Source organism: Enterobacter cloacae complex sp. IR5402 (genome assembly GCF_049238125.1).
Taxonomy (GTDB): domain Bacteria; phylum Pseudomonadota; class Gammaproteobacteria; order Enterobacterales; family Enterobacteriaceae; genus Enterobacter; species Enterobacter hormaechei_C.
Genome location: NZ_JBMKHO010000028.1, coordinates 1 through 18,033, shown reverse-complemented (window position 1 = coordinate 18,033; position 18,033 = coordinate 1). Strand labels below are relative to the sequence as shown.

The window sequence follows — 18,033 nt, the reverse complement described above, 5'->3', positions numbered from 1 at the left end:
AGCAAGATCCATTTTGAAAAATCTATCGCATAAACAACAATATTATCAGACTGCACTTCAGGCTCATGCCTTCCAACTGCCACTCCATTCCGGTAATCAGCTTATTAACCGAGCAGGAGGCGCGCTTTCGCGTGGTGGCGCATGAGGCCGTTGGGAAATGCGAAGCGGTCAGTGAAATTCGCGGGACCGATCTCCGGCAGGGTGCAAAAGCACTGGTCTGCAAGGTAAAAGGCAACGGCGTTAAGAAACATATTCTGGCAATCCTCGCCGCCGATCGGCAGGCCGATCTGAGCCTGCTGGCCAGCCATTTCGGTGGGATAAAGGCCTCTCTCGCCAGTCCGGCAGAAGTGGATGCGCTTACCGGCTGCGTTTTCGGCGCCATTCCCCCCTTCAGTTTTCATCCGGATCTGACGCTGGTCGCCGATCCGCTGCTGTTTGAGCGCTTCGATGAGATCGCCTTTAACGCCGGCCTGCTGGAAAAATCGGTGATAATGGATACCCAGGACTATCTGCGTATCGCCCGTCCTGAACTGGTGACGTTCCGTAAACAATAAATACAGCGGCTGGCTAACGGTCAGCCGTTTTCCAGCAGCAGCACGGAAGCAATCAAAATAATCGCGATGATAAAAAATGATGAGGAAATAATTAGCGTTTCGACAAACATAGGATCGTTCATGATGCCCTCTGCTTTGCCCATTTACCTCTTTTTTACTCCCCCACAATGACAGCTAAATGACAATGACGCGTCCGCGAAAAGACGATTTTTTCCGCTGAAACGATTCGCTGTTAACTATCCTCCTCCGTATAAAGTCACTGTTTAAATACTTTATTTGTTACCGGTATCACGAAAAGAAATTTACGTAACCCCGATGCCAGATCTCGCAATTGTTAACCTTTTCATCCTGGTTAACCCTGTTTACGGAGCACCTCAAAAATAAACCTTACACTGGCAAGGTGAATACAATGACCGAGATAATTACCCGTAAAGAAAAGATCAGTTATGGGTTAGGCGATATGGCGAGCCATATTGGGCTGGATAACGTCATTATTTTTCTGACGTTTTACTATACGGACGTGGTGGGGCTACCTGCCGCATTCGTGGGCACCATGTTTCTTCTGGCGAGAACCGCCGATGCCATAATAGACCCGGCGATGGGCTATATCGCTGACAGGACGCGCACGCGCTGGGGCAAATTCCGTCCCTGGATGCTGTGGCTGGCGCTGCCCTTTGGCGCAAGTTGTCTGCTGACCTACGCCGTGCCGGCGTCCCTCGATCTGCACGGTAAAATGATTTTCGCTACCGTCAGTTATACCCTGATGATGCTGATGTATACCGCAATCAATATTCCCTATTGCTCCATGGGCGCGGTGATTACGCCCGACAACGATGCGCGAATTTCCCTCCAGTCTTATCGCTTTTTCCTTGCCACTTTGGGTGGCGCGCTGTCGACATTCTTTATGATGCCGCTGGCAGAGTTTTTAGGTGGCGACGATAAATTACTGGGCTACCGCTGGGCAATGGCCATTATGGCGACCGTCGCGGTCGTCATGTTCTGGATCTGCTTCGCCAATACGCGTGAACGTATTAAGGCTCCCGCTACCCACAATAATTATCTTGCGGAACTGCGGGATTTATTACGAAACGACCAATGGCGGATTGTCGCCGTCCTGGTATTAACCAACATTGGTTTTGGCGTTATTCGCCTTGGCGCAATGATGTATTTCGTCACTTATTATCTCGGTAGCGCAAGCTATTTTATGTGGATGCTCGGGGCGCATATTCTCGGGAAAGCCGCAGGCAGCGCGCTGGCCAAACGTCTGACGCAGAACGTCAGCAAAGTGCAGATGTTTGGATACTGTTCCGTACTGGCGGGGGTACTCAGCATCGCTCTGTTCTTTGCGCCTAAGTCGGTGCTTATTCTGGTGCCCATGACGTTTATCGTCTCCACCCTTTACCAGGCCACCACCACGCTGATGTGGGTAATGATGGCGGACGTCGCCGATTACGGCGAATGGAAACAGGGCAAACGCATGGACGGCGTGATCTTCTCCACTTTCCTCGCCGTACTCAAGTTGGGGATGGCGATCAGCGGCGCGATTGTTGGCTGGACGCTGGGCTTAAGCGGTTATGTTGCCAATGCCCCGGAGCAGACCAACACGGCCATGTACTGCATCATCGCCCTCTTCACCGTCGTGCCTGGCGTCTTGTCACTCTGCGCGTTTGCCACGCTGCGCTGGTATAAGCTCGACGACAACACAATGCAATCCATCCATCTCGCCAAACACCCTGTTTAGAAGGACGCGTTATCCATGAGTGAGCTGATTCAACATTCCAACAGCATCGAATGGCGTTTTGAACGCCAGATCCTGCGTATTGAACCGTGGGGAGAAAACAGCCTGCGCGTCAGGGCCACCTGCTCCCCGGCTTTTGAGGACGCCTTACAGGCACTGTTGCCCGCCGCCCCTTGCCAGGCTGAGATTATCGCCGAAGCGGAAAGCCTGACGCTGCGCAACGGCAATATTACCGCGACGCTGAACCTTAAAGGTCAGCTGGCCTTCTACAATCAGCGCGGCGAACTGCTGCTGGAAGAGATGTGGCGCCAGCGTTCAACGGTGGGTATCGGTGCCAGCGAGAAGAGTCAGGATAAATATGTCAGCGCCCTGAAGCTGGATGGCCGTGAATTTAAGCCGCTAATGGGGGGAAAATATCAGCTCACCGTCCGGTTTGAATCGCGTCCGGATGAACGCATCTATGGCATGGGTCAGTATCAACAGCCGTGGCTGGATCTGAAAGGCTGTACGCTGGAACTGGCGCAGCGCAACTCCCAGGCCAGCGTGCCCTTTATGCAGTCCAGCCTTGGCTATGGCCTGCTGTGGAACAATCCGGCGATTGGTGAAGCCAGCTTTGCAAAAAATCAGACGGAATGGCGCGCCCGCGTGACGGGAGAAATGGACTACTGGATCACCGCCGCTGACACGGTGGCGGATATCACCCGCCAGTATGTAAAAGCCACCGGAACTCCGCCCGCCGCCCCGGCGTTTATCAGCGGGCTGTGGCAGTGCAAATTACGCTACCGTACCCAGCAGGAGGTGCTTGAGGTTGCGCGGGAGTATCGCCGCCGTAATCTGCCGCTGTCGGTAATGGTCATCGACTTTTTCCACTGGCCGAATCAGGGCACCTGGTGCTTCGACCCCGTAGACTGGCCCGACCCTGAAGGGATGGTCGACGAGCTGCGCGAAATGGGTATTGCGCTGATGGTGTCGGTGTGGCCAACGGTAGAGGCGCGCAGCCCTCTCTATCCGCTGATGAAAGCCAAAGGCTGGCTGGTCAGCAGTGAACGTGGCGTGCAGGTCAACCTCGACTTTATGGGCAATACCACCTTCTTTGATGCGACCCATCCTGAGGCGCGGAAATTCGTCTGGGATACGGTGAAGAAAAATTACTACGACATGGGCATTAAGCTGTTCTGGCTGGACGAAGCGGAACCGGAATACCGCGCCTATGATTTTGACAACTATCGCTACCACGCCGGTCCGGTACTGGAAGTGGGCAATCGCTACCCGCGTGATTTTGCGCAGGGCTTTTACGATGGGCTCCAGGCAAACGGTGAAACCGACATTGTTAACCTTGTACGCTGCGCCTGGGCAGGCAGCCAGCGATTCGGCGTGCTGGCGTGGTCGGGTGATGTCCACTCCTCATTCCATGCTTTTCGCAATCAACTCGCCGCGGGACTGAATATGGGCCTGGCGGGGATCCCATGGTGGACGACCGATATCGGCGGCTTCCAGGGAGGGAACGTTAACGACCCGGCGTTCCACGAATTACTGATCCGTTGGTTCCAGTGGGCGGTGTTTACACCGGTTCTGCGCATGCACGGCTATCGCGAACCGCAGATCCAGCCTCCGGAGCGCTACCGTGACGGCATTCCTCAGTGTAACAGCGGTTCGCCTAATGAGCTGTGGAGTTACGGAGAAGAGAATTACGCCATCATGCAGCACTGGCTTACCGTGCGCGAAACCCTGCGCCCGTATATTGACGCGTTGTACCAGCAGGCTCATCTGCACGGAGACCCGCTCATGCGTCCGCTGTTCTGGCACTATCCGCAGGACAAGCAGAGCTGGGCGTGTGAAGATCAGTATCTGTTTGGCGAAGATCTTCTGGTGGCACCGGTTATGCAGGCCGGCCAGCGTGAGCGCGATGTCTGGTTGCCGACGGGCAATAGCTGGGTCGCTCTCAACGGTGAGCGCTACGCCGGTGGGGAGCATATCAGGGTGCCTGCGGCGCTGGAAACCATCCCGGTGTTTATCCGCGAAGGAAGTCCGCTTATCCAGCAGCTGGTGGACTGACGTCAGGCAAGTGCCCAAAAATAGACAATTTTTTCAGTAAAGCCTGCCTGCCGTCGCGTTTGCGCGTAAAGTAAGCAGGCTTACTATTTTTGGCAAGGATCCCGTCATGTTCGACCCTACACTGCTCATACTTCTGGCCCTGGCTGCACTGGGTTTTGTCAGCCACAACACCACCGTCGCGATTTCCATTCTGGTCCTGATCATCGTTCGCGTCACACCGTTGAACACCTTCTTCCCGTGGATAGAAAAACAGGGGCTTACCATCGGGATCATTATTTTGACCATCGGCGTGATGGCCCCGATTGCCAGCGGAACGCTACCGGCCTCAACGCTGCTGCACTCCTTTGTAAACTGGAAATCGCTGGTGGCGATTGCGGTGGGCGTTTTTGTCTCGTGGCTTGGCGGTCGCGGCGTGACGCTGATGAGCAGCCAGCCTTCGCTGGTGGCCGGGCTGCTGGTGGGCACCGTGTTAGGCGTGGCGCTGTTTCGTGGCGTGCCGGTTGGCCCGCTGATTGCTGCCGGTCTGGTTTCGCTGTTTATCGGGAAGTCGTAGTCAGGCTGGCGATATAGCGGGCCGGCGTCTGTCCCAGTCCTTTCTTAAACATGGTGATGAAGGCGGTGGTGGAGTCATACCCCAGCGCCTGCGCCGCCTGCTGAACCGACTTTCCGCCGATCAAAAACTGCAATGCGACAATCAGCTGGAGCTGGTGCCGCCAGCGGCGAAAGCTTAAGCCGGTCTCTTTCACCACCAGCCGCGCCAGATTGCGTTCGCTCATGGCAAAGTGGCTGGCCCACTGCGCCAGCGTCTGCCAGGCGGCAGGTTCGTTTGCCATGGTCTCACTCATCAGGCGAATTTTTGGATGCGGAGATACCGGCAGCTGTAGATGCTCCTGCGGTTGCAGGGGCAGTTCATCAAACAGGACGTCTACCAGCCTTCTCGTAGCGGGAAGAGGCAACTCTTCCCGTGACCTGTCCGCAAGCGCCAGCACCAGCTCCCGCACCAGGGGCGATATTTTCAGCGTACAGGTACGCGTCGGCAATTCGAGCGCACCGGGTTCAATAAACAGCAGGCAAAGCTGCGCGCCGGGCGTCGCCTTGTTGCTGTGCGGCGTTTGTCCTGGGATCCACACCGCATACTGGGGCGGCACCATCAACATCGCGCTCTCCACTTCACAGGTGATCGCTCCACCCAGCGCCATAATCAGCTGCCCTTTGCGGTGCTGATGCAGCGGAATAAATTGTTCCTGTGCCACCACCCGGATGCGAAAGGCCACCGCCGCGTCGTGCTGGCTATCGGGATCGTAGCCGTCGAGCCCCAGTCCGTACATAAAGTTGTCCGATATTAGCGATAAACTGTCATTTTAGCCTGATTTCAACCACGACTTAAATCGGTATGGTATGCGCTCGCCTGAACGTAAGAGACAATAATGACTACTGCTATTCAACCTTCCGGGAAACAGGGTGCGCTGCTGGTTGCAGGCATCCTGATGATCGCCACGACGCTGCGCGTCACATTTACCGGTGTCGCCCCCCTGCTCGACACCATCCGACAGGACTATGGCTTAAGCACGGCGCAAACCGGCCTGCTCACAACGCTGCCCCTGCTTGCCTTCGCCTTTATCTCTCCCCTTGCCGCAGGCGTCGCCCGGCGCCTGGGCATGGAGCGCAGCCTTTTTATCGCTCTGCTGCTGATTTGCATCGGGATTGGCGTACGTTCGCTGCCGTCGGCCGCGCTGCTGTTTATCGGTACGGCGATCGTGGGCTGTGGGATTGCGCTGGGCAATGTCCTGTTACCTGGCTTAATCAAACGTGATTTTCCGGGCCAGGTCGCAAAACTCACGGGGGCGTATTCGCTGACGATGGGGGCCGCCGCTGCCGCAGGGTCGGCGCTGATCGTCCCGCTGTCGCTGGGGAGTGGTGGCTGGCACGGAGCGCTGTTGATGCTGATGTTCTTCCCGCTGGTGGCGCTGCTGCTGTGGTTACCGCAATGGCGCCAGAGGCCGGCCGCCACCCTGACCGGCGCGGGCGCGTTGCACAACCAGGCTATCTGGCGCTCGGCACTCGCCTGGCAGGTGACGCTTTTTATGGGCATTAACTCGCTGATTTACTATGTCATTATCGGCTGGTTACCCGCGATTTTGCTTAGCCACGGCTACAGCGAAACGCAGGCTGGCTCCATGCACGGGCTTCTCCAGCTGGCAACCGCTGTTCCCGGTCTCGCCATTCCGCTGATCCTGCACCGTCTTAACGATCAGCGTGGCATAGCCGGGCTTGTCGCTCTGATGTGCGCTGTCAGTGCGGCCGGGTTCTGGTTCGCGCCGGGGCTGGCCGTCGTCTGGACGCTGGTGTTTGGCTTTGGATCCGGCGCCACCATGATCCTCGGCCTGACGTTTATCGGACTGCGGGCCAGCTCGGCACATCAGGCCGCCGCGCTCTCCGGCATGGCACAGTCGATTGGCTATCTTCTGGCGGCCTGTGGCCCACCGCTGATGGGGAAAATTCACGATACCGCCGGAGACTGGCGCATTCCGCTGCTGGCCTGTGCGCTGGCTGCGGTAGTGATGGCCCTGTGCGGCATGCTGGCCGGGCGTGACCGGGAGATCACACCCCGCTGACATTCAAGGCAGACCTGACGGTCTGCTTTTTTTATCCCTGCGCCGCCCGCAGCATGGCCTGTACCAGCACGACAGGTCGCCCTTGAAGCGCAGCCCGCTCATGCTGGAACAGGGTGATGACAAAGAAAGGATGGGTTATCAGCTCTGCCGCGCGGATCTCGCCCTGCTCGTCCCAGCCCGTTACGCGCATGTCGCCCCGCTCAAGCTGGCTGGCAAACTCAGGTGAGACGCCGTAATTGCAGTGATACCCCTCCTGAATTTCCGGCTTGCCATACGCTTTGGCAATCAGCGTGTTATTCCGCAGCTCTATCGCGTCGGTTTTTTCTACCAGCGAGCAGGTCAGCGGCGCAATCACCATCCTTCCCTCGGTATCGGTTTCGGCATGGCCTGCATCGTGCCAGCCCAGTACATTACGCGCATACTCAATCAGCGCATGCTGGAACCCGCCGCAGGTGCCGAGAAAGGGGATGCTATTCTCACGCGCGTAACGCGCCGCAATAAACGCCGCCTCGGTGTTTTTATACGGGCTTGCCGGTACCAGCCAGATGGCATCGTACCCGACCAGGTCTTCGGGGCTGGTCAGCTCAGGCGTGGCGAGCCAGTCATAATCAGCGGTGAGATCCAGAACCGCAGCGGCGTCGTCAATCGCCAGCGGGATCGCCTGGTGCGCAATAACATCAGGATTGAAATCACCAACCAGCGCAATGCGCAGCGTCGTTTTAACCGGGGAGAGTTCCATGAGAGATTCCTTATGCCGGAGGATTTTCAGATAACATAAGGAGCCTCAGACTACCGATCTTTTGCAATTATCACAATACCTTAAATTGGGTGGATAAAAGCCGGGTGCTATAGTGTTCTTGCCGAACGTCGCACGGCAGGAGGAAAACGGATGATTCAATGTAAGCGCGTATATGAACAGGCAACATCAGACGATGGTTACCGGGTGCTGGTAGACAGACTCTGGCCGCGAGGAATAAAAAAGACCGACCTCGCCTGTGATGAGTGGTGTAAATCGCTAACGCCGTCCAGCGAACTGCGAAAAGCTTTTCACAGTGAAACGATAGATTTCACTGCGTTCAGTGAAGCCTATCGTAAAGAGCTGGCGCAGCATCAGGATGAAGGCAAACGCCTGGCGGCCCTCGCCCGACAGCAGACCGTGACGCTACTCTACGGGGCGAAAAATAGGGAGCAGAATCACGCGCGGGTACTGGCGGACTGGCTACGTAAACTGTGATTAACCGATCGCCAGCTCATCCACGTTGTGTGGCATCTCGTCGGGAGTTAGCGGCATCAAATGTTCCGGGCGAACAAACGCAAAACCGTGCTGGTTATCAAAGGCGTAAACATCACCGGTGACCAGCCACAGCGCACGTGCTGATGTATCAGGTAATTGCGTCATGACGCCGTTAACCGGGTTTACAAAACGCTGGCCCGGCTGACAAAGGCCAAACAGCTCCACGGATTTACCGATATTTCGACGGCCTGCCGCCGTACGCGCACCCACGATCATCGCCATGCTGCCCGGTTTTAACTGAAACATACTTCTTCTCGCAAACGTACTGCCAGAAACTGGCTAAGAATAATCCTAAAGAGAAGTGTATCGCAGTTTTATTGCCCTTGTCATCTGGTTGGTTGCGGGTGATCGCGTCGGTAGAGATCCCATTCATCGATCACTTCCCCGCCTGGTAATTTGCACTCGGTACGTACACCCTGCGGGCTTTGAACAGGGATTTGCTCTCCCCCTTTCTCCAGACAGTACACTGACGCCGGGTTTGCCATACCAATAGCGTGCGGCGGTTGAGGCGCATCAGAAGGGGTGGTCTTTGTTGAGCAGGCGGCCAGCGGTACAACAAGCGCCAGGAGAAGATATTTCATTATCATGATCCTTCAGGGTGTAAAAACGTCAGAGTAACGGGTCATCGCCATTTTCTCCATGATTTCTCCATTAAACCTGCACGATTCCCCCTTATAGTGATACCTGTTCTCACACTGACCAGAGAACATCATTCCGTAATCAAGATGTTTTGCCCCGATCTCAACATCGGGGCTTTTTTTTAGCCTCTCCCTCATCCGCTTTCAGAAGAATCTATAAAATTAATCCTGTTCATGTTTTACTATGACCGGAGTCTAAATTTTCAGCATAACATGCAGATACAGAGGTCTTCTGCATGGGAGTCAACCTGCCTCATGTCAGATATCATTCTTGCCCGTGTTTCAGAAACCCTCTCCACTGAGCAATCTCTCGACAGTCTTGTGCGTCAGCTACTGGAAATGCTGGAAATTGTGACGGATATGGAATCAACCTACCTGACCAAAATCGATATTAACGCGCGTTTGCAGCACATTTTATATGCCCGTAACAGCAAGCAAATGCAAATCCCGGAAGGGTTCAGCGTGCCCTGGGACGAAACGCTCTGTAAGCGCGCCATGGATAGCGACACTTTGTTCAGTAACGAGGTGCCCGACCGCTGGCCGGAGTGTGAAGCGGCAAAAGCACTGGGTATTACAACCTATATGAGCGTGCCGGTTCACCTGGCTGACGGTTCTCTGTACGGCACGCTTTGCGCTGCCAGCACCGCACAGAAACAGTTCAGCGAGCGTGGCGAGCAGGTGATCAGGCTCTTTGCAGGGTTAATTGGTCAGTACATTCAGAAAGAGTCGCTTGTGCTTCAGCTTCGTGAAGCAAATGCGGCGCTCATTGCCCACTCTTACACCGATGCCCTTACCGGCCTGCCGAATCGTCGCGCCATTTTTGAAAACCTTACCACCCTGTTCTCACTGGCGCGCCATCTTAGCCGCAACGTCATGATTGCCTTTATTGACCTCGATGATTTCAAGCGAATCAATGACCAGTACGGGCATGAGGCGGGCGATCGCTTTCTCGTACAGGTCGGCAAGCGACTGACTCACGAGCAAACGCAGGATGAGATTATTGGCCGGCTCGGCGGCGATGAATTTCTGGTTGCCAGCCTGAGTCACAGCGTTGATGGCGACGCCAGTACAGAGATCAACGCAATCAAAACCCGCCTCAATGGTCTTATTGCGGGCGAATACGGGTTAGGCAATGCCACCATTCTTTATCCCGGTGCAAGCCTTGGCGTCGTTATTGTTGATCCTCACAGCACGGATGAAGATAGCGCCCTGCGCACCGCGGACCTCGCGATGTATCAGGATAAAAAAGGAAAAAGCAAAACAGGCTTTGTCGCGTTAGATTAAAACCGTACACTCTACGGCCTTATACAAACTCAAACAGGTGATGGCATGAGAATAGGGATCCTCTTTCCGGTGGTTATTTTTATCACAGCGGTGGTGTTTTTAGGCTGGTTTTTCCTTGGCGGTTACGCCGCGCCGGGGGCATAAATGAGAAAAACGACCATCATCATGCTGATTGTCGCCATCGTGGCCGTCGCCGGTACGCAGTTAGGCTGGTGGTAACGCCCAAAGTAAAAAGGCCGCCGTCAGGCAGCCTTTTTTAACACAGGTCAGATTTAGCTTTTGATTTTTCTGTAGATAAACAGAACAACCAGCGCGCCAATCACCGCGACGACAAAGCTGCCGAAGTTGAAGCCATCAACTCTGCCAAAGCCGAACAGGGTACTGATCCAGCCGCCGACGACTGCACCCACAATCCCCAGAATGATCGTGACGATGAAACCGCCGCCATCTTTGCCCGGCATAATCCACTTCGCCAGGATCCCCGCAATCAGCCCAAAGATAATCCAGGATAAAATTCCCATAGCTTTCCTCTCTGTATGGTTTTTGTCATTAAATCAACGACACAGAAAAGGATAGCACAGGATCTGAGAAAGGAAATTTGTGATAAGAATCACACGGCTCGTTTGAGTAAAATATGAGCAGTAAAAAATGTCGATCCACACTCATCCTGGGGTTGCATCTTCTACTGAGAAAGATTATCTTTCTCATTACTGAATAGTTGAGCAAATAACTCAGGTATTCAGTACGACATTGCTCACATTGCTTCCAGTATTTCTTGCCCACTTTTTAGTGGGCTTTTTTTTTTGCCTCAACCCACCAAAATCTGGCGTTTTTTCTGTGGAGGTGAAACGCTATTCTCTGTGGCTTCTGAATAACCAAAAAGCGTTGATAACATGAACGTATCGAGCAAGTTCGTCATCTGCCTTAATCTTGTTTCTGCCAGTACGCTACTGTTACTGCTCTCAACACGGTTTGAGTGGTTCTGAGTTGAAAGGAGCCTGGCAGGGTGGATTTCCTTCCGATTCCGTGCCGGCTCAACTCTCATACTTGTAGCTTTTATGACCTGTGATAAGATCCCTGCACCTCAGGACGTGGCGGGACAGCAGGAAAATGAAGAAGGCCATTGCCGTTGCTATCATCTCAACCCTAATGGTCGTCCTGTCGCTGTATGCGGTTAACGCCATTATCGTTGAGCAGCAAAAGAACCGGCAGAGGGAGATCTCCCACACGCTCTTAAGCTATTCCGAAGAGTTAACGCAAAATATCGCCAGTACGCTTAAAAATACCTCCGCGCAGGGATGCGATAGCGCCAGTCTGAACGTCTACCGAAAATTAAAGATGCGTAGTCTCTATTTCGCCGATGTGGGGTTTATTGAAAAGGGGAAAATCACCTGCACCGCGTTTTGGGGCAAGCTGGCAAATCCCATCGCCCTTCCCCCTGAGCTGCATAAAACCCAGAACGGATTCAGTCTGGCGCAGTTTTCGCAGAAAGATTTCTTTATCGGTAATGCGACAATTTATAACCACCTTATTATTTTCACCTCCCGTTCAGCCTACGATAAATTTGCCCCCGTTACCGCCAACTATTCGCTTCGTTCTTCCACTAAAGATTTCGGCCGCACCTTTTTCACCGTTACGCCGCCATCAGAAAACTTCAGCCGCTTACAGTCTCTGTTATTTACGCTGGCTGTGACAGAGTGCAGTACACGCTGGGATTTGTGCGTTACCGTCACACACCACGATGCCGGACTGGCTTCGCTCTCCCACGTAGTGATGGTGCTTCTGTGCTTGTTTTTATACTTTATCTGGGTATCCCTGACGCTGTTTTCTCTTCGACTTTATGAAGACCGACGTTCTCTGGAACGAACGCTGGTCAAAGCGGTAAAAGCGAATACCATCAGCGTTCATTTTCAGCCTGTTATTCGGGTTGCTGATAAGAAAATCGTCGGGGTTGAAGTGTTATCAAGATGGCAGGATAACAATCACAAAGAGGTTTCTCCTGAGCTGTTTATCCCGTTAATCAAAAAAATTGGCCTGTATAACGTTTATTATCAGAACATGATAAAGAAATCCCTGGCGGAAATTGCCGCGCTGGCCGCTGAACATCAGTTAATGGTTTCACTGAACGTTGGCCGGACGGAAATTGAAGACGGCAAATTCCTGTCGGTATTACGTCATGCATGCTCAGAGAACGCGATTCCTTTATCGTTAATCAAAGTTGAGTTATCCGAGAATGGCGTTTCCACCTCGGCCATCCTTGAAGAGTTTTGTGAGGAGCTTAAATCGGCAGGCGTCAAAATTTCAATAGACGATTTTGGCGTGCAAAACTCTAATCTTGCCAGGCTCACAAATCTCAAATATGACGAAATCAAGGTAGATAAGTCGTTAGTGGACGGCATCAGCGAGCACTATAAACAGGATATCCTGGTGATCTTCAGCGACGCGCTCGCTAAACTGAACAAAACCCTGGTTTTTGAAGGGGTTGAAAGCGAAACACAATTTCAGTTCATCGCGCAGAGATACCCCGATGCCCTCGTACAAGGCTGGTACTTTTCAAAGTCGCTAACCCGGCACGACCTCGCCAGGCTGCTGGCAGACTCAGCGCGATGACGCGTTATTCATTGCCCCACTGATTCAGGAAGTTCGCAATATCGTCAATGCGCGCTTCGTCTATCTCCGCCTGGACAGCCATCTCCCGCTGCGCCTCTTCACTGATTTCCTCATTGTTGTATAAGCGAGTGAGCAGCAGCTGGAAATAGTGTGCCAGCGGCGTACGCTCTGCCTCTTCTACCGGTTTCGCCGTTTCAGTCGCATACTCGTCGACGATGTCATAATACTTGAGCGGGATATCATGGGTCATAGCGTTGTTTCCGTCTTGTGTGCATAAAAAACGGGAACCCTCAGGCTCCCGTTGTCATTTAACCCAGCGAGTGGATTACATGTTCGCGATAATCGCGTCGCCAAACTCTGAGCATTTCAGCAGTTTAGCGCCTTCCATCAGACGTTCAAAGTCATAAGTGACGGTTTTCGCGTTAATCGCGCCTTCCATACCCTTAACGATCAGGTCTGCGGCTTCGAACCATTCCATATGACGCAGCAGTATTTCAACAAGGCGAAAGTAATTCATTGAATTTTAGAGGAATCTATCATAATTGGAGTTCTAGTCAAGCTTTTTAAACCTTTACCTAACCCATTGATTAATTTCGATGAAGTTTGGGTTTTGATAACCTCTTTTAGGCAATCCTCAATTATGAAACGCATCCCAAACCCATTAGTTCTTCTTGCCGGTTTTAACATTGATAGTTTTTGATTGTATGTCGGAAAATAAACGTTCATAGACTAATTGAATCCGAGCCTTATCGGAATCGGTGTGAGCTGCACGATTTACATACTCTAAAATTTCACGTGCCAAAATATGTGCAGCATCTTCAAACTCGCGCGGCCAACTACTTCCTAACATTGATAGCCCTTTGAGCACTCTCCTTTGGATCTCACTCATACCGGCACCATCACGGGCAATAGGTAAGAAAAAGTCTTCCAGTAGTTCCCTGTTCTGAAGTGGCGCAACATGTATTGAAGGATATATCACTTCAGTTTCATCAGATTTATTCTGCGCATAAGCGGATAGTACTCGTACACCTCTGCCAATGACATCAATTGCGGTGCCAGGATCGTTCACTGCCGGTGAAAGGGCCCTGCAGGCTATTTCAGCCATAACGCTAAGACAAAATCGGGGATCCTGAGAAAATGAACGTACATCTGAGACGATGATTGTATCAAGCAGGTCTTTACTGATTAATGGCCCCTGCCCCTGACTCAGATACAAAACTGGCATCGAGGGGTGTATGAAGCTGCCTGGCTGTGCTACAAGATATACATGTCGAGGATCCTCAGTTAGCAACCTGCTGAGTTTCAGCATATCAATATATTCAACATAGCCAATTATCTCTGGATAAACTGCAACCGTTCCGTTTGGTTGTTCATTGTTCTCAAGCCATGGATATCCGCCCAGATATGGACTTTTAGCTCTTTCAACAAATGTTTCGATTGCTGCCTGTTCCACCTTTGCTGTCGTCTCACCAACCCTTCCCAGGGAGGTCAAATGCTGTATCCAACGAAGCAATGTGATGAGAATTAAACCAATGACCACCAGTGTGACGACGAATAAAATGACTCTCCCCCTTTCTCCGTAGGCTCCCATATTAAGAGCAATGATCCCTACCAGGCTGAAGAGAAATGAACCGATGAATGTGGCCAGTACATTTTGTGTGGTTACGTCTTCAACAACTAATCGTGTAGCTCTTGGTGTCACATTAGTTGTAGCTGATCCGTACGCTGTGACCATGATACTAAGCGAAAATGTGGTAACTGCTAGCATACTCGATGCCAGTATATTTAGTATATTATCCACAGCTTCTGCGCCAACCTTCACCGATACCGACTCAGGGATCATTGATTTAAACAGAATTGATAAAAGAGCCGTCATTATCGCTACAATTGCGAATAATCCAGCCCTGAACCATAACTTTTTAAATACCTGCTTCAGAATCCATTGCCAGCGTGAGATCATTTGCATTCCCTCGTATTATGGCCAAGATAAATTAATGCCGCCCTGGAGGGCGGCATTTGATTGTATTAACGAACCAGGTGCAGAAAGTGCAGATGTTTTTCGTACTGGTCCAGTATGTCATTAATCAACTGTTCCTGGTTCCAGCCCATCACATCATAATTTTGACCGCCTTCTTTGAGATAAACCTCTGCGCGATAATATCGATGTTGCTCAGCCTGCTGCTCATCATTATCCATAGCAGCAAGGGCGAAGGTTGGCGAGTTATACCCGCGAAGCCTCACTTCATAAATATAGTTCAATTCGTTACCCAGATCGACTTCAAGGCGAATACGATCGTCGGCAGCGTCATTAATGTGGCTAATCGTTCCCTGCTTGTTGAGCTCTTCCTGAACCAGCGTCATGGCGGGCTGGATAACGTCGTCCATAAAGCGTTTCACAAGAGAACGCTTAGGCAGATAGGCGATATTACGCAACCTTCTCTGCCAGGGAATCGGGTTACGTGCAGCCGTCGGCGCAATAGTTGCCATGCTCAGGCTTTCACGCTTCGTCAAATCCCGTCTCAGGGCTTTTAACAGTCCGTATATGGATACCAGTAAGATCACTGAGAAGGGTAATGCACTCGCTATTGTCACCGTTTGCAGCGCGCTTAGCCCACCCGCAATCAGAAGTGCAATTGCTACAATGCCCATGAGCGACGCCCAGAAGATACGCTGCCAGACAGGGGTGTTTGCCATCCCACCTGATGCCAGCGTATCCACAACCATTGCCCCCGAGTCAGCAGACGTGACGAAGAAGACGATGACCATCGCCATTGCAATGAATGACAGTACGGAGGAGAACGGGAAATGCTCCAGGAAATTAAACAGGGCCAGCGCGACATCCTGCTGAACGGTATTGGCGAGGTCAGTCGCCCCCTGGTTCATAATGAGATAGATTGCGCTGTTACCAAACACCGTCATCCACATGAGCGTAAAGCCAGCGGGAACAAACAGCACGCCGGTAACAAACTCGCGAATGGTTCGACCGCGAGAGACCCTTGCGATGAACATCCCCACAAAAGGCGACCATGAAAGCCACCATCCCCAGTACAATAATGTCCAGCCCCCCAGCCAGTTGCTCGACTTAGGTTCATACGCGTAAAGGTTGAACGTTTTACTCACCAGTTCCGAAAGATAACCGCCCGTATTTTCCACAAATGACTTCAGCAGAAGCACGGTTGGTCCCAGACACAGGACCAGAGCCAGCAGCAGCACCGCCAGGCCCAGGTTGAGTTCGGACAGGATGCGTATTCCCTTGTCCAGGCCGGACACCACCGAAATCGTCGCTAGTCCCGTGATGACAACGATCAGAATGACCTGCACCGTTTCATTGATGGGCACCCCAAAAAGATGATTCAAACCAGCATTCACCTGCAAAACACCGTACCCCAGCGATGTCGCAACGCCAAAGACCGTGCCGATAACGGCGAAAATATCTACCGCATGGCCTATAGGCCCATATATGCGATCGCCAATAATGGGATAGAGTGCGGAACGCAGCGTTAATGGCAGACCGTGACGGTAACTGAAGAAGGCCAGGATCAACGCCACGATGGCATAGATTGCCCATGCATGCAGGCCCCAGTGGAAGAACGTCAGGCGCATTGCTTCCTTCGCTGCCGCAACTGTCTCTGGGGTGCCAACGGGAGGTGAAAGATAATGCATCACCGGTTCAGCAACGCCAAAGAACATCAGGCCGATCCCCATCCCTGCCGAGAAAAGCATCGCAAACCAGGAGTGATAGCTGAAATCAGGCTGCGCATGGTCCGGGCCCAGCTTAATATCACCGTAGCGTGAGAGTCCCAGGAAGGTGACGCTCAGTAAAATGAGGGCCACCGCAAGGATGTAGAACCAGCTGGCATTCGTGAAGATTTGCTGCTGTAGAAGTTTAAAATTTTTGTCGGCAATATCCGGGAATACAGCGGCAAAGGCGACAAGAAGGAAAATTAACAAAGCAGATGTAAAGAATACCGCTTTGTTAATCTGGCTTTTGGACTGCTTTGGGATTGTATCATTTTCACTCATAATTATTCATTCCATTAACTTAGATCCACTTAAGATGACAGGCATTGCCTTTCATAGACTAGCAAAAACTAGCAGTAAATGGGGCATATAATCAGAAGTCATGTTGTGGTTATATTCTCATATGCTTTCTCCGATTTGGTCTGCTGTAATACTCTCTCATCATAATTGTTGAAAGTCACAAGACTGAGGCACGTAGAAAGACTTAAATCAGCTTAGATACAGGAAATTTTTTATATAGCGTGCAAACTGCCACGTCATAAATTATTGCTACCTGCTTTCTTTCAACACCATTTGAAATGAGCCGCCCGGCCTGCGCCCATTGTTCAGCAGTTAACTTCGGACGCCTGCCGCCTATCCGCCCCTTTTCCCTCGCAACCGCCAAACCCGCCCGAGTGCGTTCCACTATCAACTCCCTCTCCATTTCTGCTAGAGCTGACATAATATGAAAAATGAAACGCCCAATCGGACTTGATGTATCTATACTGTCGGTGAGGCTCTTAAAGTGGATACCGCGCTGCCGAAGCTCGTCCACCAACAGCATCAGATTACGCATGCTGCGCCCAAGGCGATCCAGCTTCCAGACCACCAGCGTATCCCCCTCGTTTAATGCCTTGAGAAGTTTTTTTAGTGCTGGCCTGTTCGCTACCGTTCCGCTCATTTTTTCTTCGTAAATCTGTTCACATCCTGCGCGTTCGAGTGCTTGCCGCTGAAGATCCGTATTCTGGTCATTTGTTGACACCCTTACATAGCCAATTTGCATATTTTTCACCCAGTTATTTCTGCTAAAAAATCTGGTGAAGTTATCGGCCAGGCTGCTCGAGAGCAATCTATAAAACGTCGGTTTGGGAAGTAGCGCGACAAAGGACGTCGGAACGGCTGCCGGGAACATCATGCAAGTAGGGGCTTTTGGGGTTGGAACATACCAGGCTCCAAGGCCAAATGATGCAAACTCATCGTTTATCAGTGATGCTGACGGTAACACCAGTTGGGCTCCTGCCAATGGCTGTGGCTACCAAAGCTCTTATAACACTCAGCGCATAGCGCAAATGTGGGTTACCACTGGCGGAGCTGGCTATTGCCGTTTTCTGTTAAACACGAATCCTCAAACTACAAAAACAGATGCTCCGTGGACGGTATTTCAGTCAGCAGGAACATCGGACATTAACTTTAAGAAAGTGACCGGGGATCTGGATCTAAACGAATCGCTGTCAAACATCGAGGC

The 18,033-nt window shown here is 52.1% G+C and carries 21 protein-coding genes and 2 pseudogenes; 12 read left to right on the top strand and 11 right to left on the bottom strand.

Features of this window, described 5'->3' with window-relative positions; translation table 11 throughout:
• The first annotated feature begins 65 nt into the window (after positions 1-65).
• Positions 66-554: a YbaK/prolyl-tRNA synthetase associated domain-containing protein gene (locus ACOTXL_RS23480; protein ID WP_045351086.1), complete on the top strand. Its 489-nt coding sequence runs from the start codon at positions 66-68 to the stop codon at positions 552-554.
• Positions 555-574: 20 nt separating this feature from the next.
• Here ACOTXL_RS23480 and yoaI read toward each other — a convergent pair whose 3' ends face one another.
• On the bottom strand, positions 575-676 hold the full coding sequence (gene yoaI / locus ACOTXL_RS23475) for a small membrane protein YoaI (protein ID WP_017384693.1): 102 nt from the start codon (positions 674-676) through the stop codon (positions 575-577).
• Between the two features lie 287 nt (positions 677-963).
• On the opposite strand from yoaI, the gene ACOTXL_RS23470 reads away from it, so the two are divergent.
• The 3 genes from ACOTXL_RS23470 (at position 964) to ACOTXL_RS23460 (ending at position 4,900) form a co-directional block, all read left to right on the top strand.
• Positions 964-2,295: a glycoside-pentoside-hexuronide (GPH):cation symporter gene (locus ACOTXL_RS23470; RefSeq protein ID WP_045351085.1), complete on the top strand. Its 1,332-nt coding sequence runs from the start codon at positions 964-966 to the stop codon at positions 2,293-2,295.
• 15 nt (positions 2,296-2,310) lie between these two features.
• Positions 2,311-4,347 (top strand): TIM-barrel domain-containing protein, encoded by a 2,037-nt coding sequence (locus tag ACOTXL_RS23465; RefSeq protein ID WP_023315858.1) that lies wholly within the window; start codon positions 2,311-2,313, stop codon positions 4,345-4,347.
• A gap of 106 nt (positions 4,348-4,453) precedes the next feature.
• A complete protein-coding gene (locus ACOTXL_RS23460; RefSeq protein ID WP_003857881.1) occupies positions 4,454-4,900 on the top strand; it encodes a DUF441 domain-containing protein in 447 nt (148 codons plus the stop codon).
• Here ACOTXL_RS23460 and ACOTXL_RS23455 read toward each other — a convergent pair.
• On the bottom strand, positions 4,884-5,675 hold the full coding sequence (locus ACOTXL_RS23455) for an AraC family transcriptional regulator (RefSeq protein WP_045351084.1): 792 nt from the start codon (positions 5,673-5,675) through the stop codon (positions 4,884-4,886). The two genes, ACOTXL_RS23460 and ACOTXL_RS23455, sit on opposite strands and share 17 nt — an antisense overlap.
• Positions 5,676-5,774: 99 nt before the next feature.
• Here ACOTXL_RS23455 and ACOTXL_RS23450 point away from each other — a divergent pair, with 99 nt between their 5' ends.
• Positions 5,775-6,962 (top strand): CynX/NimT family MFS transporter, encoded by a 1,188-nt coding sequence (locus ACOTXL_RS23450; protein WP_045351083.1) that lies wholly within the window; start codon positions 5,775-5,777, stop codon positions 6,960-6,962.
• Between the two features lie 31 nt (positions 6,963-6,993).
• On the opposite strand, the gene ACOTXL_RS23445 is transcribed toward ACOTXL_RS23450, so the two are convergent.
• Positions 6,994-7,701, bottom strand: a complete 708-nt coding sequence (locus ACOTXL_RS23445; protein ID WP_032609014.1) for a CTP synthase C-terminal region-related (seleno)protein — start codon at positions 7,699-7,701, stop codon at positions 6,994-6,996.
• Between the two features lie 150 nt (positions 7,702-7,851).
• Here ACOTXL_RS23445 and ACOTXL_RS23440 point away from each other — a divergent pair, with 150 nt between their 5' ends.
• Positions 7,852-8,196, top strand: a complete 345-nt coding sequence (locus tag ACOTXL_RS23440) for a DUF488 domain-containing protein (RefSeq protein WP_003857886.1) — start codon at positions 7,852-7,854, stop codon at positions 8,194-8,196.
• Here ACOTXL_RS23440 and ACOTXL_RS23435 read toward each other — a convergent pair whose 3' ends face one another.
• Together ACOTXL_RS23435 and ACOTXL_RS23430 are read right to left on the bottom strand one after the other, a co-directional pair.
• The gene (locus ACOTXL_RS23435; RefSeq protein ID WP_022650810.1) at positions 8,197-8,502 is read right to left on the bottom strand and encodes a hypothetical protein; all 306 of its coding nucleotides are present in this window, start codon (positions 8,500-8,502) and stop codon (positions 8,197-8,199) included. It lies immediately after the preceding gene.
• Between the two features lie 80 nt (positions 8,503-8,582).
• Positions 8,583-8,837 carry a DUF333 domain-containing protein gene (locus ACOTXL_RS23430; RefSeq protein ID WP_023315857.1) on the bottom strand — a complete coding sequence of 85 codons (255 nt, stop codon included), beginning with the start codon at positions 8,835-8,837 and terminating at the stop codon, positions 8,583-8,585.
• Positions 8,838-9,149: 312 nt separating this feature from the next.
• Between ACOTXL_RS23430 and ACOTXL_RS23425 the strand changes: the two genes are divergently transcribed.
• Genes ACOTXL_RS23425 through yoaJ form a run of 3 tightly spaced genes read left to right on the top strand, consistent with a single transcriptional unit; the run spans position 9,150 to position 10,397 of the window.
• The gene (locus ACOTXL_RS23425) at positions 9,150-10,178 is read left to right on the top strand and encodes a sensor domain-containing diguanylate cyclase (RefSeq protein WP_022650808.1); all 1,029 of its coding nucleotides are present in this window, start codon (positions 9,150-9,152) and stop codon (positions 10,176-10,178) included.
• 45 nt (positions 10,179-10,223) lie between these two features.
• On the top strand, positions 10,224-10,322 hold the full coding sequence (locus ACOTXL_RS23420) for a YoaK family small membrane protein (RefSeq protein ID WP_015570793.1): 99 nt from the start codon (positions 10,224-10,226) through the stop codon (positions 10,320-10,322).
• Entirely contained in the window at positions 10,323-10,397 is a 75-nt protein-coding gene (gene yoaJ / locus ACOTXL_RS23415; protein WP_015570794.1) for a protein YoaJ, read from the top strand.
• Between the two features lie 53 nt (positions 10,398-10,450).
• On the opposite strand, the gene ACOTXL_RS23410 is transcribed toward yoaJ, so the two are convergent.
• Positions 10,451-10,699 carry a GlsB/YeaQ/YmgE family stress response membrane protein gene (locus ACOTXL_RS23410; protein WP_003857896.1) on the bottom strand — a complete coding sequence of 83 codons (249 nt, stop codon included), beginning with the start codon at positions 10,697-10,699 and terminating at the stop codon, positions 10,451-10,453.
• A gap of 372 nt (positions 10,700-11,071) precedes the next feature.
• Between ACOTXL_RS23410 and yncL the strand changes: the two genes are divergently transcribed.
• Positions 11,072-11,164 (top strand): stress response membrane protein YncL, encoded by a 93-nt coding sequence (yncL, locus tag ACOTXL_RS23405; RefSeq protein ID WP_071524166.1) that lies wholly within the window; start codon positions 11,072-11,074, stop codon positions 11,162-11,164.
• A 124-nt stretch (positions 11,165-11,288) separates the two neighbouring features.
• Positions 11,289-12,788: an EAL domain-containing protein gene (locus ACOTXL_RS23400; RefSeq protein WP_045351081.1), complete on the top strand. Its 1,500-nt coding sequence runs from the start codon at positions 11,289-11,291 to the stop codon at positions 12,786-12,788.
• A gap of 4 nt (positions 12,789-12,792) precedes the next feature.
• On the opposite strand, the gene ACOTXL_RS23395 is transcribed toward ACOTXL_RS23400, so the two are convergent.
• From ACOTXL_RS23395 to ACOTXL_RS23375, 5 genes and pseudogenes are all read right to left on the bottom strand, one after another.
• Positions 12,793-13,038: a YmjA family protein gene (locus ACOTXL_RS23395; protein ID WP_022650806.1), complete on the bottom strand. Its 246-nt coding sequence runs from the start codon at positions 13,036-13,038 to the stop codon at positions 12,793-12,795.
• 75 nt (positions 13,039-13,113) lie between these two features.
• Positions 13,114-13,284 (bottom strand): annotated as a pseudogene (locus ACOTXL_RS23390) (NADP-dependent isocitrate dehydrogenase); the annotation flags it as partial.
• Between the two features lie 165 nt (positions 13,285-13,449).
• The gene (locus ACOTXL_RS23385; RefSeq protein WP_045351079.1) at positions 13,450-14,748 is read right to left on the bottom strand and encodes a DUF2254 domain-containing protein; all 1,299 of its coding nucleotides are present in this window, start codon (positions 14,746-14,748) and stop codon (positions 13,450-13,452) included.
• Between the two features lie 65 nt (positions 14,749-14,813).
• Positions 14,814-16,811, bottom strand: coding sequence for a BCCT family transporter (locus ACOTXL_RS23380; protein WP_042863324.1), 1,998 nt, complete (start codon positions 16,809-16,811; stop codon positions 14,814-14,816).
• A gap of 202 nt (positions 16,812-17,013) precedes the next feature.
• Positions 17,014-17,571 carry a recombinase family protein gene (locus ACOTXL_RS23375; protein WP_045351089.1) on the bottom strand — a complete coding sequence of 186 codons (558 nt, stop codon included), beginning with the start codon at positions 17,569-17,571 and terminating at the stop codon, positions 17,014-17,016.
• Between the two features lie 130 nt (positions 17,572-17,701).
• On the opposite strand from ACOTXL_RS23375, the pseudogene ACOTXL_RS23370 reads away from it, so the two are divergent.
• Positions 17,702-18,033: pseudogene (locus ACOTXL_RS23370) on the top strand (tail fiber domain-containing protein); the annotation flags it as partial.

Excerpts from the sequence above, each read along its gene's own strand:
- ACOTXL_RS23455 (WP_045351084.1), bottom strand. The coding sequence starts at position 5,675 with ATGTACGGACTGGGGCTCGACGGCTACGATCCCGATAGCCAGCACGAC.
- ACOTXL_RS23430 (WP_023315857.1), bottom strand. The coding sequence starts at position 8,837 with ATGAAATATCTTCTCCTGGCGCTTGTTGTACCGCTGGCCGCCTGCTCA.
- ACOTXL_RS23460 (WP_003857881.1), top strand. The coding sequence starts at position 4,454 with ATGTTCGACCCTACACTGCTCATACTTCTGGCCCTGGCTGCACTGGGT.
- ACOTXL_RS23380 (WP_042863324.1), bottom strand. The coding sequence starts at position 16,811 with ATGAGTGAAAATGATACAATCCCAAAGCAGTCCAAAAGCCAGATTAAC.
- ACOTXL_RS23410 (WP_003857896.1), bottom strand. The coding sequence starts at position 10,699 with ATGGGAATTTTATCCTGGATTATCTTTGGGCTGATTGCGGGGATCCTG.
- ACOTXL_RS23375 (WP_045351089.1), bottom strand. The coding sequence starts at position 17,571 with ATGCAAATTGGCTATGTAAGGGTGTCAACAAATGACCAGAATACGGAT.
- ACOTXL_RS23395 (WP_022650806.1), bottom strand. The coding sequence starts at position 13,038 with ATGACCCATGATATCCCGCTCAAGTATTATGACATCGTCGACGAGTAT.
- ACOTXL_RS23450 (WP_045351083.1), top strand. The coding sequence starts at position 5,775 with ATGACTACTGCTATTCAACCTTCCGGGAAACAGGGTGCGCTGCTGGTT.
- ACOTXL_RS23445 (WP_032609014.1), bottom strand. The coding sequence starts at position 7,701 with ATGGAACTCTCCCCGGTTAAAACGACGCTGCGCATTGCGCTGGTTGGT.
- yncL (WP_071524166.1), top strand. The coding sequence starts at position 11,072 with ATGAACGTATCGAGCAAGTTCGTCATCTGCCTTAATCTTGTTTCTGCC.
- ACOTXL_RS23480 (WP_045351086.1), top strand. The coding sequence starts at position 66 with ATGCCTTCCAACTGCCACTCCATTCCGGTAATCAGCTTATTAACCGAG.
- ACOTXL_RS23465 (WP_023315858.1), top strand. The coding sequence starts at position 2,311 with ATGAGTGAGCTGATTCAACATTCCAACAGCATCGAATGGCGTTTTGAA.
- ACOTXL_RS23470 (WP_045351085.1), top strand. The coding sequence starts at position 964 with ATGACCGAGATAATTACCCGTAAAGAAAAGATCAGTTATGGGTTAGGC.
- yoaI (WP_017384693.1), bottom strand. The coding sequence starts at position 676 with ATGAACGATCCTATGTTTGTCGAAACGCTAATTATTTCCTCATCATTT.
- ACOTXL_RS23385 (WP_045351079.1), bottom strand. The coding sequence starts at position 14,748 with ATGATCTCACGCTGGCAATGGATTCTGAAGCAGGTATTTAAAAAGTTA.
- ACOTXL_RS23420 (WP_015570793.1), top strand. The coding sequence starts at position 10,224 with ATGAGAATAGGGATCCTCTTTCCGGTGGTTATTTTTATCACAGCGGTG.
- ACOTXL_RS23400 (WP_045351081.1), top strand. The coding sequence starts at position 11,289 with ATGAAGAAGGCCATTGCCGTTGCTATCATCTCAACCCTAATGGTCGTC.
- ACOTXL_RS23440 (WP_003857886.1), top strand. The coding sequence starts at position 7,852 with ATGATTCAATGTAAGCGCGTATATGAACAGGCAACATCAGACGATGGT.
- ACOTXL_RS23435 (WP_022650810.1), bottom strand. The coding sequence starts at position 8,502 with ATGTTTCAGTTAAAACCGGGCAGCATGGCGATGATCGTGGGTGCGCGT.
- ACOTXL_RS23425 (WP_022650808.1), top strand. The coding sequence starts at position 9,150 with ATGTCAGATATCATTCTTGCCCGTGTTTCAGAAACCCTCTCCACTGAG.